Here is a 14,823-nt window from a genome sequence, read left to right on the forward strand (position 1 = left end):
ACCCATCAACCAACGCGGCGATGTTCTTGCATGACTGAAGAACGTTTGTAAAACAATGAGGCATGAAATAGCGTAGATTGTTGCTCTAACTCAGCAATATAATCTTGCACTACTCTTTGAAAATATCGATAGGAAATAAGTGCAGGAATTGCAATGAGCATACCAACTGCTGTTGTGATCAAAGCCTTGGAAATACCGGGAATCATTAAACTAGGACTACCTGCCGAACCAAAATCAATAACCAAAAAAGACTCAATAATTCCCACAACTGTTCCAAGCAGCCCTAGTAGAGGCGCTATAGCACTTAAGGTCCCTAAGAAGTTAATATTTTTTTCTAAATAAGAAATTTCTTGAGAAGCCATAGCTTCCATTTGTGCTCGAGCAAATTGTTCGCCATGTTCCTGATGCTCAAAACCAGCTTTTAGAATATTGCCCAATGCCGTGCTTTGCGCATTAGTATCCTGTTCCAAATTTGTTATGACAACAGAAATATCTGCACTGCCATCATTCATTAGTACTTTAGGTAAAACTTGTGAACGTCTTAAACGTACAAAACGCTCAATACTAATTGCGACGGTTAAAATTGAACACAAAATTAAAGGCAGCATTAACCAGCCGCCCGCTTTCACAAGTTCCCACATATTTTCTTCCCCAAGAATATAAATTAGAAATATATGACCTAACTTAGAATTAATCTGGTAAACAAATATTCAAAATACCATCTAACTCATCGAGTGAATGATAGTGAATAACAAGCTTACCTTTACCTTTCTGGTTATGATCAATTTTAACATTGGCACCAAAACGTTCTGATAATTTCTGAGTTAGTTGCTCAATGTCTGGTGCAACAGGAGCTTTTTCCTTTTCCTGTTTAGGCTCGTTCCAATCGCGTACTAACTGCTCAGTCTGACGAACAGATAATCCTTTTTCAATTACAATTTTTGCAACTTCAAGTTGTTCTTTGCCCTTTAAAGTTAAGATGGCACGAGCATGCCCCATATCAAGCTGGCCTTGCTGCATAAATTCTTTAATGTCATCAGCCAAGCTCAACAGACGTAATAGATTACTTACCGTTGTTCTTGCTTTACCGACTGTATCAGCAATTTCTTGATGGCTTAAACCGAATTCATCATGGAATCGTTGTAGCGCTAACGCTTGATCAATCGGGTTTAAATCTTGACGTTGAATATTTTCAATAAGTGCTAAAGCAATAGCAACCTGATCATTTAAATCACGAACAATTGCAGGGATTTCCGTTAATCCAGCAATTTGAGCTGCGCGCCAACGACGCTCACCTGCAATAATTTCGTAAGGATGAGCTTCATCATCTACAGGACGAATAACAATTGGCTGCATTACCCCATGTTTTTCAATAGAGGATGCCAACTCTTGCAAATCATGCTCATGAATAAAACGACGTGGTTGATATTCACCTCGTTTCAACAACTTCACATCAATTTGCTTTAACTGACCATGATCAAGCGCTTGAGCTTCTAGTTGTAATTTTTCTTTTTGAATTGAACCAAGTAATGCATCTAAACCACGACCTTTCGCCAATCCGCGTTTTTTGATGCTCATACTTTACTTCCTTTCTTCACTTTACTTTTCTTTAACATCTCAGCCGCAAGATTTAAGTATGCAACTGCACCTTTCGAACTTTTTTCAAAATAAATTACTGGCAAACCATGTGCTGGAGCTTCAGCCAAACGAACATTACGTGGAATCACAGTGTCGTAGAGTTTCTTACCAAAATATTGTTCCAACTCAGCAGATACATCGCGAGTTAAGGCATTACGCGCATCATACATGGTGCGTAAAACACCAATAATTTCCAAATCTGGATTTAACGCTTTTTGAATACGATCGATCGTTTGAGTTAAATCTGCCAAACCTTCTAATGCATAGTACTCGCATTGCATTGGAATGATTACACCATCTACTGCAGCTAAAGCATTCACGGTAATTAAACTTAAGCTAGGCGCACAATCAACAATAATGTAATCGAATGAGTCCCGGATTTCATTCAAAGCATTCTTTAAAATGAACTCACGACCTTCTTGCTCTGCAATGGCAAGCTCGACACCAGAAAGTTCACGGTTTGAACCCAAAACTTTATATCCAACCTCAGCTTTTTGAATTGCCGTTTCGATTGGCACTTCACCCAATAACACATCCGTAATTGAGTAAAGTAGATCATTCTTTTGAATACCAGACCCCATCGTAGCATTACCTTGCGAATCTATATCGACAAGTAGCACACGTTTTTTCAATACAGCTAGTGACGCTGCAAGATTTACTGCAGTCGTTGTTTTACCAACACCACCCTTTTGGTTTGCAATCGCAATAATTTGAGCCATGGTAACCCTAATACTTTTTATTTAAATTCGTTGAAGTAAAAGTAAATGACGTTGTTCATCAAGTCTCGGTACATGCAGTTCAATCACTTTACATGAAAATTCCTGCTTAAGCTCTTCCATTTCTTCAACTGGAATCAGTCCTTTCATCGCGGCAATTATACTCTGCTCATGTAAATATGGACGCGCAGCCTCAACAAAATCTGTTAATGATGCAAATGCACGACTTGTTATTACATCAAATTGGCCAAGTTCATCAATTGTATCTTGATTTTCAACACGCGTTTGCACAGCTATTACGTTTTTAAGCTTAAGGTCAGCAATAAACTGTTTCAAAAAACGAATTTTCTTACCATTTGAATCAAGCAATACACAAGAGCGTTCTGGCTGACATAAAGCAATGATCATGCCTGGCATGCCACCACCTGTGCCTACATCGAGCAAACGACCTGCTGGCAAATCTTTCAAAATACTTAGGCTATCCAACAAATGCTTCACTAACATTTCTTTTGGATCACGAATCGCTGTTAGATTATAAGCTTTGTTCCAAAGTACCAAAGCATCTTGATACTTCAACAATAATGTCAAAGCTTCATCGCTAAGCGATAAACCTAATTTTTGACTACCCTGTTGTAACTCTTGAAAAAACGGATGCATAAACAGATAACATCTAAGTAAAATTTAAAACAAAGTATACCCATTTATGCATCGTGGAACACTAGTTAACGATTAGGGATTACGCAGTTAATCGTAGAAGCCTTCACGAATTTGCAAATCTAGCTCCATTAAACGCTCAGGCGTTCCCACATCTACCCATGCACCTTTAAGCTTTTCACCAGATATTTTTTGATTGTGCATCGCTTGCTTCAACAATGGGGCTAAAGGACGCTTACCAGCTTCCAATCCATCAAAAAGCTTAGGATGGATAACAGATACACCACTAAAAGTGAGGTTCTCGCCCTTCACATCTTGATCAAACGCAAAAGCGCGTCCATTTAATAATGTAAAGTCGCCTTCGGGATGCTGTTTAGGATTATCAACTAATACAAGATGTGCCAAATCATCATTTAACTTAATATGGCGTAGGGCTTCAAAATCCATTGTAGTCCATACATCTCCATTCACCAGAATGAAAGGATCTGTTCCAAGCAGTGGCAAAGCATTAATAACTCCACCAGCGGTTTCCAGCCCTTCTTCTTCTCGTGTCCAACGGATATCCACACCAAATTGAGAGCCATCTCCCAAGCTACTGATGAGTTTATCGGCCAACCACGCAGAATTTATGACTATTTCGGTCACACCAATTTTCTTAAGTTTTTCAATATGCCACACAATAAGTGGCTTACCACCTACCTCAAGCAGAGGCTTTGGTGTATATAGTGTGAGTGGACGCATACGATTGCCCAAGCCAGCAGCTAGAATCATTGCTTTCATTATGCTGCAACCTCATAAGGGCCATATTTTTCAATAAATTTAGGCATTACTGAACTGTGAATAAACGCCATGAAGTCATCAAGCTCATGATAGCCGCGGCTCTCTTCAAGTAAATACCACATGACTCGTGGTAAATCTTTCAAATAACCAGACTTACCATCTCGCTCGAACAAACGGACAAAGATACCTAAAATTTTGATATGGCGTTGAATTGCCATTAAATCAGCATCACGTTTAAATTGGTCAAAGCTTCGGTTTTGTCTAGCAGATGCTGGTAAAAGCTCATAGAACACTTTAAACCATTGATAAACACGCTCAGCATTCCACTGCACGTATGCATCACGTGTAATCGAGATCAAATCATACGTATCAGCACCAATAACCGCGTCTTGGAAGTCAATTACTCCCAACTCTTCTTCATTAGCAATTTTCATTAAATTACGGCTATGAAAATCACGATGTACAATAACTTGCGGTTGAGCTAATGCTGCCTGAGCCAAGAAATCAAATGCATCATCAATAGTTTTCTTTTGCTCAACTGTTGGATGGATATCGAGTGACGGTAACATCCAATCTGTTAACAACTGCATTTCCGATAAGAGCTTTTCATAAGAATAAGCCGGGAAGTGTTCAGCGCCATTAATCGATTGCAAATGAATAAGCTGTTTAAAGCTCTGCTCATAATATTGATCAACTGTTTCATCATTTAACAATGTAGACAGCAGCACATCACCAAAGTCTTCTAACAATAAAAAACCTTGATTTAAATCTTTTGCAACGATCTGAGGTACCCGAACCCCATGCCCTGCAAAAAACTCGTCAATGGTCACAAACGGAACACAGTCTTCTTTTTCAGGAGGTGCATCCATAAGCATATACGTTTTATTTTGTAACTGGATGCGAGCATAACGTCGAAAGCTTGCATCCCCTGCTAAATAAGCGATCTGAAATTGATCATTTTCAAGAACAGATGTAAGCCATGTATGTATCAATTGTTCACGTTGTGTATTCATTTGCAATAAAATCTAAAACAAGCTGAGATTTTTGAAGGGTTAAGTGTAGCCACTTATAAACTTTTTCTCTATGATGCGACAATAATTAATTGTGAATTAGCATACTTGGTTAATGAGACAATGAAGCATCAGTTTAAATTTAATCCTTTAGCGACCGCTATTTTTACGCTCTTATGTAGTGGCTCCATACAATCAAGTTATGCTGAGTCAGCTGGTGTTGTCTCCAACATAGACAATAATCAACTTAAGGCGAGTATTAAGGAAGCCTATCCAGGGCAGGAATTCTTTCAACAATATTATGTTGATAAATCTGCTCCTGAGGCGCAATTGCGCAATAATAAATATTTGAGTTCAGCATTCTGCCAAGGAACTTGGATTACACCAATTAATCCTGAAACTAAAGCGTTAGATGCAGATAAGGCTACTTCAGTTGTAACAGCTGATTATGGGCACTACAACCCTGCTGGCGACTCTGTGTTGGAAGGAAACGTGGTGATAGATCAGGAAGGCCGTACAGTTCGTGCCGATAAAGTCACCATCGATAAAACTCAAACATTTGCCCATGCACAAGGCCGAGTACAGTTAGCTCAAGGCGGCTTACTCTCTCAAAGTGATGAAATTAATTACAATTTAAAGACTCAAACCGGAAATTTAGATAATAGTTTTTATATTTCTGAACAACAACATGCCCATGGTCATGCTGGGAAGATCGAGAGAACCTCTCCGAATGTAATGGTTCTCAATGAGGCGACTTACACAACCTGTCCGCCAGGCCAGAAACCAAGTTGGAAAATTCAAGCCAACAAAATTGAGTTGAACCAAGAAACTGGGCGCGGTGTTACGCGCGGAACAAAACTATATGTAAAAGATGTTCCAGTTCTAGCAGTTCCCTACTTTAACTTCCCGATTGATGACCGCCGTACTACAGGTATCCTCAACCCACAATTTGGTTTCTCAAACGATGGTGGTATTGAACTTTCGGTTCCTGTTTATTTAAACCTTGCGCCTAATTACGATGCAACAATTACGCCACGTTACTTAGCAGATCGTGGGGCAATGTTACAAGGTGAATTCCGATATTTGACGGATGGGTTTGGTGCCGGACAGATTTGGGGCGGCATTTTGCCATCTGATAAAGAATATGATGATAAAGACCGTAAAGATTTCCATTTTTTACATAATTGGGATATCAACGACCAATGGTCTACCAACCTTGAATATAACTACGCATCAGATAAAGACTATTTCTCTGATTTAGATAGTAGCCCTAACTCTAAAACAGATCTTAACTTGCGTAGAGCTTGGGAACTTAACTATCAGCATGGTATTCCGGGTTTAAAAGCACAGCTCAAAGTCGAAGATTTCCAGACCCTTGACCCAGAAGTAAAAGACGTCAATAAACCATACGCCCGCTTACCTCAATTTTTATTAAATTATGTCACTGGTAATCCACTAGGACTACAATACGAATTTAATAACGATACTGCTTATTTTAAGAAATCAATTAACGATGATTCTGCACAAGAAAGTAGCGGTACGCGTATTTATAACCAGTTTGCAACACGTTATAACTATCGAACACCAGCAGCCTTTGTAATTCCTGAGGTTTCTGTACGTTCTATTCAAACCTTCTATGACAAGGACAGTATCGCCTCTCAAGGTTTAGATGGCGGTTCTGAAAACAAATCAGTCGTTGTGCCACAATTTACATTGGACACTGGATTGAATTTTGAACGTGAGGGCAAATATTTACAAACACTTACACCACGCGCCTTCTATGCCTATGCGCCATACAAAAATCAAGATGGCTACCCAAACTTTGACTCAACCACTGCGTCAATTAGTTACGATCAGTTATTTAACCCTTACCGCTTCTATGGACATGACCGCCTTGAAGACAATAACTTTTTATCGTTAGGTGTAAGCTATAGTCTTTTTGACACAGTAGGCTTAGAGCGTTTACGCGCAAGTGTGGGCCAAAGCTATTATTTTGAAGATCGCCGCGTCACCTTGAAACAACAAGATGAAATTGATACTGAACGTAATACAGGTCCTGTTGTTAGCTTATCAAGTCAACTTAATCAAAATTTCACCATTGCTGCAAACTCGGCCTGGATGTCAAATGGCGATAATGCACAGCGTGATTTTCAACTTTACTATACAGGCGATAAAGGAAATCTATATAACTTAGGCTATTTCTATCGTAAAGATATTCCTGGTCGTCAAGACACTTATGACCAAGTTGTTGCATCGTTTATACAACCAATTAAAGACAATTGGCGTATTATGGGGCACGTACAATATGACATGGACAATGATGTTGCCCGTGAATTATTACTAGGTGTTAATTATGAATCGTGTTGCTGGGGCATTTCTGTCTATGGCCGTTCATACTATAACGATCTAGACGATCCAAAATCTCCAGATGTTAGTGAAAAGCGCGCGATCATGGCCGAAATTACACTCAAAGGTTTAGGTGGTTTAAACAATAAACTCGCGTCTTTACTTGAAAATCGCGTTTTAGGTTTTAACAAAATTAATCAATCTTGGACACAACGTTAATGAAGACAAAACATCTTAAACAGTTTTTTAAAGCGACAACCCTTGCTGTATTAATATCTTCATCAATGCATAGTTTTGCCCAACCTACTGATGAAGTTGTGGCAATTGTGGACAATAGCGTAATTTTAAAAAGTGACCTTGAACAAGGAATGGCTGAAGCAGCTCACGAATTGCAAGCACAAAAAAAAGAAGTTCCACCTCAACAATACTTACAATTTCAAGTATTAGACCAGCTCATCTTACGTCAAGCACAACTTGAACAAGTTAAAAAATATGGCATCAAACCTGATGAGAAAAGTCTAAATGAGGCTGTACTTAAAGTTGCAAGTCAATCAGGTAGCAAAAGCCTAGAAGCCTTTCAACAAAAATTAGATGCGATTGCACCTGGAACTTATGAAAACTTACGTAGCCGTATTGCTGAAGATTTAGCAATTAATCGTCTGCGTCAACAGCAAGTTATGTCTCGCATTAAAATCAGTGATCAAGATGTAGATAACTTCTTGAAGTCACCACAAGGACAAGCTGCTTTAGGTAATCAAGCCCATGTGATTCATATGCGAATTTCCGGAGACAACCCTCAAGAAGTTCAAAATGTAGCAAAAGAAGTTCGTTCACAACTTGCTCAAAGCAATGATTTAAACGCTCTTAAAAAGCTTTCAACTGCGACTGTAAAAGTTGAAGGTGCAGATATGGGATTCCGTCCTCTTTCTGATATACCGGCTGAACTTGCTGCTCGTATTACTCCACTGCAAGACGGTCAAACAACTGACTTAATTTCTGTACGCGATGGTGTACATGTTCTAAAACTTTTAGAACGTAAGCAAAATGAACAGAAAGCATTAGTACCGCAATATCAGACACGCCATATTCTTATTCAACCTTCTGAAGTGGTAAGCCCTGAAAATGCGAAACAAATAATTGATAGCATTTACAAGCGATTAAAAGCGGGTGAAGATTTCGCTACTCTTGCTGCAACTTATTCAAACGATACAGGTTCAGCACGTGATGGCGGCAGTCTAGGTTGGGTTACGCCAGGTATGATGGTTCCTGAGTTTGATAAAAAAATGCAGGAAATTCCTGTAGGTGAAATTAGTGAACCTTTCCAAACTCAATTCGGCTGGCATATCTTACAAGTGACAGACAAACGCGAAAAAGATATGACACATGAATATCAAGAGCGTATGGCACGTCAAATTTTAGGTGAGCGTCAATTTAACACTGAAATTGATAGCTGGTTGCGTGAAGTACGTGCAAATGCTTATGTAGAAATTAAAGATCCAAGCCTCGACAAAAAGAACTTACAAAAATAAGTTAATCTTTTGTCGTTAAAACCTGTGTTGATCACAGGTTTTTTTATAAACAAAACCCAGCCATTAAAAAACCGGTTATATGAATAACCGGTTTCTATAAATCAGACCCTAACGGGAATTATTTATAACGATCAACCATTTTCTCTAAAGAAATTGGGCGAATCTTGTCAGCATTACCAGCTGTACCGAAAGCTTCATAACGATCGATACAAATTTGTTTCATTGAATCGACAGTTTTAGCGAAATACTTACGTGGGTCAAATTCAGCTGGGTTTTCCGCCATGAAACGACGAATTGCACCTGTTGAAGCTAAACGCAAGTCAGTATCGATATTGATTTTACGTACACCATGTTTAATCGCTTCTACAAGCTGCTCAACTGGTACACCATAAGTCTCACCAATATTACCACCAAACTCGTTAATTACTTTTAACCATTCTTGTGGTACAGAGCTTGAACCGTGCATTACAAGGTGAGTATTTGGCAATGCCGCATGAATTTCTTTAATACGGTCAATTGCTAAAATATCCCCTGTAGGTGGACGTGTAAATTTATAAGCACCGTGTGAAGTACCTACAGCAATTGCTAAAGCATCAACATTTGTATCAGCAACGAATTGTTTTGCTTCTTCAACAGAGGTTAAAAGCTGAGAATGGTCAAGTACACCTTCTGCACCCACACCGTCTTCTTCTCCAGCCATACCTGTTTCAAGGCTACCTAAGCAACCGATCTCACCTTCAACAGATACACCACAAGCATGAGCCATTGCTACCACTTGACGAGTTACATCTACGTTGTAATCGTAAGTTGTAGGAGTTTTACCATCAGCGCCTAATGAACCGTCCATCATCACTGAGCTAAAACCAAGTTGAATAGAACGTTGGCATACATCAGGGCTTGTACCATGGTCTTGGTGCATTACCACTGGAATGTGTGGCCATTCTTCAATTGCAGCCAAAATAAGATGGCGTAAGAATGGAGCGCCTGCATATTTGCGAGCTCCAGCAGATGCCTGAACAATTACAGGTGAATTGGTAGCATCTGCGGCAAGCATAATTGCACGCATTTGTTCTAAGTTATTTACGTTAAATGCTGGTACGCCGTAGTTATGTTCCGCAGCGTGATCCAAGAGCTGGCGCATTGAAATGAGTGCCATAATATCCTCCCAGGTAGTGCGGCTTATTCTACCTTGTCATTTATTTCAATTCAGCAACAAATCACAGTATTTCAAAAAAAATCCCTGCATTTGCAGGGAATTTTTAACAAAAAACAACAAATTAATGCGTTTCTGAAGCAGCCGTCTCGCTAGATACACTACCTTCAACCACATCTGTATTCTTTTCATCTAAAACTGGCTTATCAAGCGCATCGATTGCAGCTTGTTGTTCAGGAGTTACTTTATCAGCAACAGCTGTAGATGCCGCATCTTGGCCTGCTTGATTCGCCTCTTCTTTTTTCGCACAAGCAGTCAACATCATTGGGACAATTAACAAAGCAGCAAAGGTAAGTTTTAAATTCATCACTATTTTCCACAATTGGTGATTTAGTACTCATTATATTATTTCAGGAATATGACAATTTAATGACTTATCAATGAAAAAGGGATTGATAACTCAATCCCTTCTTATTTCAATATAACAGTTTTTAAGCACGTTCAAGTAAAACGGCAACTGCTGGCAATGTTTTTCCTTCAACAAATTCAAGGAATGCACCACCACCTGTTGAAATATAACCAATTTGATCAGCTACATTATATTTATCGATCGCAGCTAAAGTATCACCACCACCAGCAATTGAGAATGCATCAGATTGTGCAACTGCAAGAGAAAGTGCTTTAGTACCTTCACCAAATTGATCAACTTCAAATACACCAACAGGACCATTCCAAAGAATCGTTTTTGAAGTTGTTAAAATATTTGCAAATGCTTTAGCTGTTTCAGGACCAACATCTAAAATCATATCATTTGCTGTGACATCTTCAACTTTCTTAATTACTGCTTGCGCTGCTGCCAAAGAACCTAAGAAATCTTCGAAGTTAATTTGTGAAGCATCAGCTACAACTACATCTGTAGGAAGTGGAACACTTACTTTAGCAGCAATTTGTTTTGCAGTTTCAACCAAGTCAGCTTCATATAAAGATTTACCAACATTGTAACCAGCAGCCGCCAAGAAAGTATTTGCAATACCACCGCCTACAATCAGTTGGTCACAAATACCAGATAATGAATTTAACACATCAAGTTTTGTTGAAACTTTAGAACCAGCGACAATTGCCACCATTGGTTTTTCAGGTGTTTGCATTGCACGGCCAAGTGCATCTAATTCAGCAGCCAATAATGGGCCTGCCGCTGCAACAGGTGCAAAACGTGCTACACCTTCTGTAGAAGCTTCTGCACGGTGAGCAGTACCAAAAGCATCCATTACAAACACATCACATAGAGCTGCATATTTTTGTGCAAGTTCAGGATTATTTTTCTTTTCACCCGGATTAAAACGAACATTTTCAAGCAAAACAACTTGTCCTGCTTCAACTTCAACCCCATTTAAATAATCAGTAAATAATTTAACTTCTTGACCTAATGCTTCAGTTAAATATGCAGCCACTGGTGCAAGTGATTGTTCAGGCTTTGGCTCACCTTCCACAGGACGACCTAAATGTGAAAATACCATTACAGCAGCGCCTTTTTCTAAAGCAGCTTTTATTGTTGGAAGTGCGGCACGTAAACGAGCATCGCTGGTAATCACACCATTTTTAACAGGAACGTTTAAATCTTCACGAATAAGGACACGTTTACCTGCTAAATTAAGGTCAGTCATGCGCTGAAAATTCATGTAAAGCTCTCTTTATGATTTTAAAAACGCGCCAATTTTAAATGATTACATCAAAAAAGGTTAGTTTTTTTGCATAAAAGCTGTAGAAAGCCAAAGTTTTGATTATGATAGAGGTAGTAATCTAATATTTCATCCATTATGTCTATTCATCCAGATCCACAAATCAATCGTTTAAATGTTTTAGGTGAACCCTTAGCAAGCTGTTGTTTTGACCCTATTACTGGCTACTTTCGGAATGGTTTTTGCCATACAGCCGTAACAGATCTTGGTCAACATACGGTGTGCGCCCAAATGACTTCTGAGTTTTTAAATTTTTCACAAAAAGTCGGAAACGATCTGATCACTCCTCTACCTGAAGCAGGCTTCCCTGGCCTACAACCGGGAGACTTCTGGTGCATTTGTGTAACTCGTTGGGTAGAAGCTTATCAAGCTGGTCAAGCACCCCCTGTTAAACTTCATGCTTGTCATCAAGCTGTATTGAGCTATGTTCCGTTAGATGTATTAATGGAATTTGCAGTGTAATGAAACAACCCAAAATTATTTTGGCATCAAGCAGTCAGACACGTAAAGATTTAATGAATCGTTTAGGAATCGAATATATCTGCATTAGTCCAGATATTGACGAGAGTCCTTGTGGTGAAATGCATGCCGATGATTTAGCAAAAAGACTGGCATTTACTAAAGCACAAGTAATTGCACAAAAAAATCGTGAAGCAATTGTAATTGGATCAGATCAGGTTGCATGGCGAGAGCATGCTCCTCATGATTTTATTGGCAAACCCTTAACAATTGAAAATGCCAAAGCTCAATTAGCAGCAAACTCTGGCCGAACAGTCTTTTTTAGTACTGCTTTAAGTGTGCAGTGCCTTGAAAAAAGTTTTGAACATACGCTTGTTGAGCATTATCAAGTTAAGTTTCGCAATTTAAGCGCGCCTGAAATCGAAAGATACGTCGACTTAGATCTGCCCTTACAATGCGCAGGAAGTTTTAAGTGTGAAAGTCTCGGCATTAGTTTATTTGAAAAAATGATAGGCCAAGACCAAACCACGCTGATGGGTTTACCCATGATTCAGCTTTGTCAGATTTTAAGACAACTCAACCTCCAAATTCCTTAATATTTATTAGCTTATTTATAGGTTATTTCCATGACAGAAGCTTTAACCGTTTTAGGCGGTATTACTGCTGAACAGTTTTTAACAGAGTATTGGCAGAAAAAACCATTACTTGTACGTAATGCTATGCCTGAAATTGTGGGTATGTTAGAGCCGAATGATGTAAAAGAACTCGCTTTAGAAGACCATGTAACTGCTCGTCTTATCCGTCAAAAAGATAAAAATCCAAATGAATGGCATGTAAAATCATCTCCCTTAACTAAAGGTGATTTTCAAAAACTACCAAAGTTATGGACACTTTTGGTTCAAGCAGTAGACCATTATTCATTTGATATAGCTGAATTATGGAAGAAATTTCCTTTTATTCCGCAATGGCGCCGTGATGACATTATGGTCTCTTATGCCCCAAAAGGTGGTTCAGTAGGAAAACATTTTGACTTTTATGATGTTTTTCTTGTTCAAGGATATGGTCATCGTCGCTGGCAACTCGGCCAAATGTGTGATGCAAGCACTGAATTTGTACCTAATCAACCTTTAAAGTTGCTACCAGAAATAGATGTTCATTTTGATGAAGTATTAGCTCCTGGCGACTTATTATATGTTCCACCTGGATTATCACATTATGGCGTTGCCGAAGATGATTGTTTAACTTTCTCCTTTGGTTTCCGTATGCCTAATATTTCAGGCATGATCGATAGAATTAGCGATCAATTTGCTACTGATGAATTACTTCAAAATCCTGTTGTCGATATTACCCGTAAGAATCTTCCTCAAATTGGGGAAATAAACACGGAAGAGTTGGCTTATTTAAGAGATTTAGTGCTAGCTCAATTGAAAAATTCAACAGTACTTGATGCTGCCCTCATGTCGTACATGAGCGAGCCTAAATATCCAGACAATATTCCAGAACCAGATGAAATAGAGGTTGAAGACCTAAATGCTATTTTGTCAGATGGCTATGAGCTGCTACTCGAACCTGCTTCGCGTCTACTTTATACAGAACAAAATGGCGTTTTAAAGTTTTGGGGTAATGGAGAAGAATTACTGATTGTGGAATCTTTTGCCACCCAACTCAAATCGATTGCCGATGGGAAAAGCATTCCTTTCAATAGTGAGCTTAACAATACAGATATTTTAGAAAACATTGTTCAATTATTGAATAATTCAATTCTTATGTTGTTACCTCCTGCAGAGTAATACTAACTAAATATATAAAAGGAGAAATTATAAAATTTCTCCTTTTTTCTTTTATAAATACATGTTTAAATATACCAATCTTTAAATCAAAGTTATAAAGGCCCACTTATAGTAAAAACCACCTTACCAAATCAAAAAATTAACTACTAAACATAGCTATTCAATTATAAAAAAATTAATGCTTAGCATTGAGTTTTGTCCTTTTATTATTTTTAAAAAACCTATTTTTTTCTATCAATAACAGTCAATACAATGTAAAATTTCGCGTTCGTGCTTTTTATTTGTACACTCGACCTTTAGGCTAATAGCAAAATATTTGTGTGAGGCTACTAAAATATGTCAAAAAAAGATGACATTATTACCACTGCTTTAAGACTTTTTAATTCATATAGTTATAATTCTATAGGGGTAGATCGTATCATCAGTGAATCTGGTGTAGCGAAAATGACATTTTATAAATACTTTCCTTCAAAAGAGAAACTTATTGAAGAGTGTTTATTATTAAGAAACTCACTTTTACAAAATTCTCTTACTGCGGCAATCTCTAAAGAAGACGAAACCAACCCACTAGCTCGTATTAAAGCCATCTTTTTATGGTATTCAGATTGGTTTAATAGTGAAGACTTTAATGGTTGCATGTTCCAAAAAGCCTTAGAAGAAGTATTAAAACAATACCCGTCAACACATCAACCAGCAACTTTATACAAAATCTGGTTAACACAATTAATGCAAGATCTTCTTATTCAATATGAAATTGAAGAGTCTCGACCTTTGGCATTGCTTTTAGTCAATATTTTAGAGGGTATGACCATTCAAGCTCAAGTTGAGCATGGTTCAGTAAAAATTGATGACTATTGGAAGCGTGTAGAGAAACTCATTGAATTTGAAAAAATTGCACATTAAAAAATAAAGCGTGATATTATTCTTCTTATCTTGTTGAATCTTCTTCTTATTCATCACGCTGCGTCTGAAAGTCATTCTAGCTTAGAGTTTGACATTTTTTTAAATT

The 14,823-nt window shown here is 38.2% G+C and carries 15 protein-coding genes; 6 read left to right on the forward strand and 9 right to left on the reverse strand.

Annotated elements, in window-relative coordinates:
- Positions 1-5: 5 nt before the first annotated feature.
- The 6 genes from MKL62_RS13615 to MKL62_RS13640 form a co-directional block, all read right to left on the reverse strand.
- Positions 6-641: a MotA/TolQ/ExbB proton channel family protein gene (locus MKL62_RS13615; RefSeq protein ID WP_000264037.1), complete on the reverse strand. Its 636-nt coding sequence runs from the start codon at positions 639-641 to the stop codon at positions 6-8.
- Between the two features lie 49 nt (positions 642-690).
- Positions 691-1,578, reverse strand: a complete 888-nt coding sequence (locus MKL62_RS13620) for a ParB/RepB/Spo0J family partition protein (RefSeq protein WP_000023429.1) — start codon at positions 1,576-1,578, stop codon at positions 691-693.
- Positions 1,575-2,357 (reverse strand): ParA family protein, encoded by a 783-nt coding sequence (locus MKL62_RS13625; RefSeq protein ID WP_000057212.1) that lies wholly within the window; start codon positions 2,355-2,357, stop codon positions 1,575-1,577. Before MKL62_RS13625 ends, MKL62_RS13620 begins: the two co-directional genes overlap by 4 nt.
- 21 nt (positions 2,358-2,378) lie before the next feature.
- The gene (gene rsmG / locus MKL62_RS13630; RefSeq protein WP_000553193.1) at positions 2,379-3,011 is read right to left on the reverse strand and encodes a 16S rRNA (guanine(527)-N(7))-methyltransferase RsmG; all 633 of its coding nucleotides are present in this window, start codon (positions 3,009-3,011) and stop codon (positions 2,379-2,381) included.
- An 87-nt stretch (positions 3,012-3,098) separates the two neighbouring features.
- Complete coding sequence (gene murU, locus MKL62_RS13635) at positions 3,099-3,788, reverse strand: N-acetylmuramate alpha-1-phosphate uridylyltransferase MurU (protein ID WP_005111008.1); 690 nt, start codon at positions 3,786-3,788, stop codon at positions 3,099-3,101.
- Complete coding sequence (locus MKL62_RS13640) at positions 3,788-4,801, reverse strand: aminoglycoside phosphotransferase family protein (RefSeq protein WP_005111009.1); 1,014 nt, start codon at positions 4,799-4,801, stop codon at positions 3,788-3,790. Before MKL62_RS13640 ends, murU begins: the two co-directional genes overlap by 1 nt.
- 120 nt (positions 4,802-4,921) lie before the next feature.
- Between MKL62_RS13640 and MKL62_RS13645 the strand changes: the two genes are divergently transcribed.
- Entirely contained in the window at positions 4,922-7,363 is a 2,442-nt protein-coding gene (locus tag MKL62_RS13645; RefSeq protein WP_270899784.1) for an LPS-assembly protein LptD, read from the forward strand.
- The gene (locus tag MKL62_RS13650; RefSeq protein ID WP_000850091.1) at positions 7,363-8,673 is read left to right on the forward strand and encodes a peptidylprolyl isomerase; all 1,311 of its coding nucleotides are present in this window, start codon (positions 7,363-7,365) and stop codon (positions 8,671-8,673) included. Before MKL62_RS13645 ends, MKL62_RS13650 begins: the two co-directional genes overlap by 1 nt.
- A 118-nt stretch (positions 8,674-8,791) precedes the next feature.
- Here MKL62_RS13650 and fba read toward each other — a convergent pair whose 3' ends face one another.
- The 3 genes from fba to MKL62_RS13665 form a co-directional block, all read right to left on the reverse strand.
- Complete coding sequence (fba, locus tag MKL62_RS13655; protein WP_001174011.1) at positions 8,792-9,829, reverse strand: class II fructose-bisphosphate aldolase; 1,038 nt, start codon at positions 9,827-9,829, stop codon at positions 8,792-8,794.
- Positions 9,830-9,950: 121 nt separating this feature from the next.
- Positions 9,951-10,193: a hypothetical protein gene (locus MKL62_RS13660; RefSeq protein ID WP_005128800.1), complete on the reverse strand. Its 243-nt coding sequence runs from the start codon at positions 10,191-10,193 to the stop codon at positions 9,951-9,953.
- Positions 10,194-10,317: 124 nt separating this feature from the next.
- Positions 10,318-11,505, reverse strand: a complete 1,188-nt coding sequence (locus MKL62_RS13665; protein WP_001011094.1) for a phosphoglycerate kinase — start codon at positions 11,503-11,505, stop codon at positions 10,318-10,320.
- A 138-nt stretch (positions 11,506-11,643) separates the two neighbouring features.
- Between MKL62_RS13665 and MKL62_RS13670 the strand changes: the two genes are divergently transcribed.
- From MKL62_RS13670 to MKL62_RS13685, 4 genes are all read left to right on the forward strand, one after another.
- Positions 11,644-12,027 (forward strand): DUF2237 family protein, encoded by a 384-nt coding sequence (locus tag MKL62_RS13670; protein ID WP_000022187.1) that lies wholly within the window; start codon positions 11,644-11,646, stop codon positions 12,025-12,027.
- Complete coding sequence (locus MKL62_RS13675) at positions 12,027-12,620, forward strand: Maf family protein (protein WP_000812866.1); 594 nt, start codon at positions 12,027-12,029, stop codon at positions 12,618-12,620. The genes MKL62_RS13670 and MKL62_RS13675 overlap by 1 nt, the downstream gene beginning before the upstream one ends.
- A gap of 30 nt (positions 12,621-12,650) precedes the next feature.
- Positions 12,651-13,814: a ribosomal protein uL16 3-hydroxylase gene (locus tag MKL62_RS13680; RefSeq protein WP_030423812.1), complete on the forward strand. Its 1,164-nt coding sequence runs from the start codon at positions 12,651-12,653 to the stop codon at positions 13,812-13,814.
- 336 nt (positions 13,815-14,150) lie between these two features.
- The gene (locus tag MKL62_RS13685; protein ID WP_000037059.1) at positions 14,151-14,717 is read left to right on the forward strand and encodes a TetR/AcrR family transcriptional regulator; all 567 of its coding nucleotides are present in this window, start codon (positions 14,151-14,153) and stop codon (positions 14,715-14,717) included.
- Positions 14,718-14,823 lie beyond the last annotated feature (106 nt).

It is taken from the genome of Acinetobacter sp. AOR01_HL (assembly GCF_027855455.1).
In the GTDB taxonomy this organism is placed as follows: Bacteria; Pseudomonadota; Gammaproteobacteria; order Pseudomonadales; family Moraxellaceae; genus Acinetobacter; species Acinetobacter baumannii.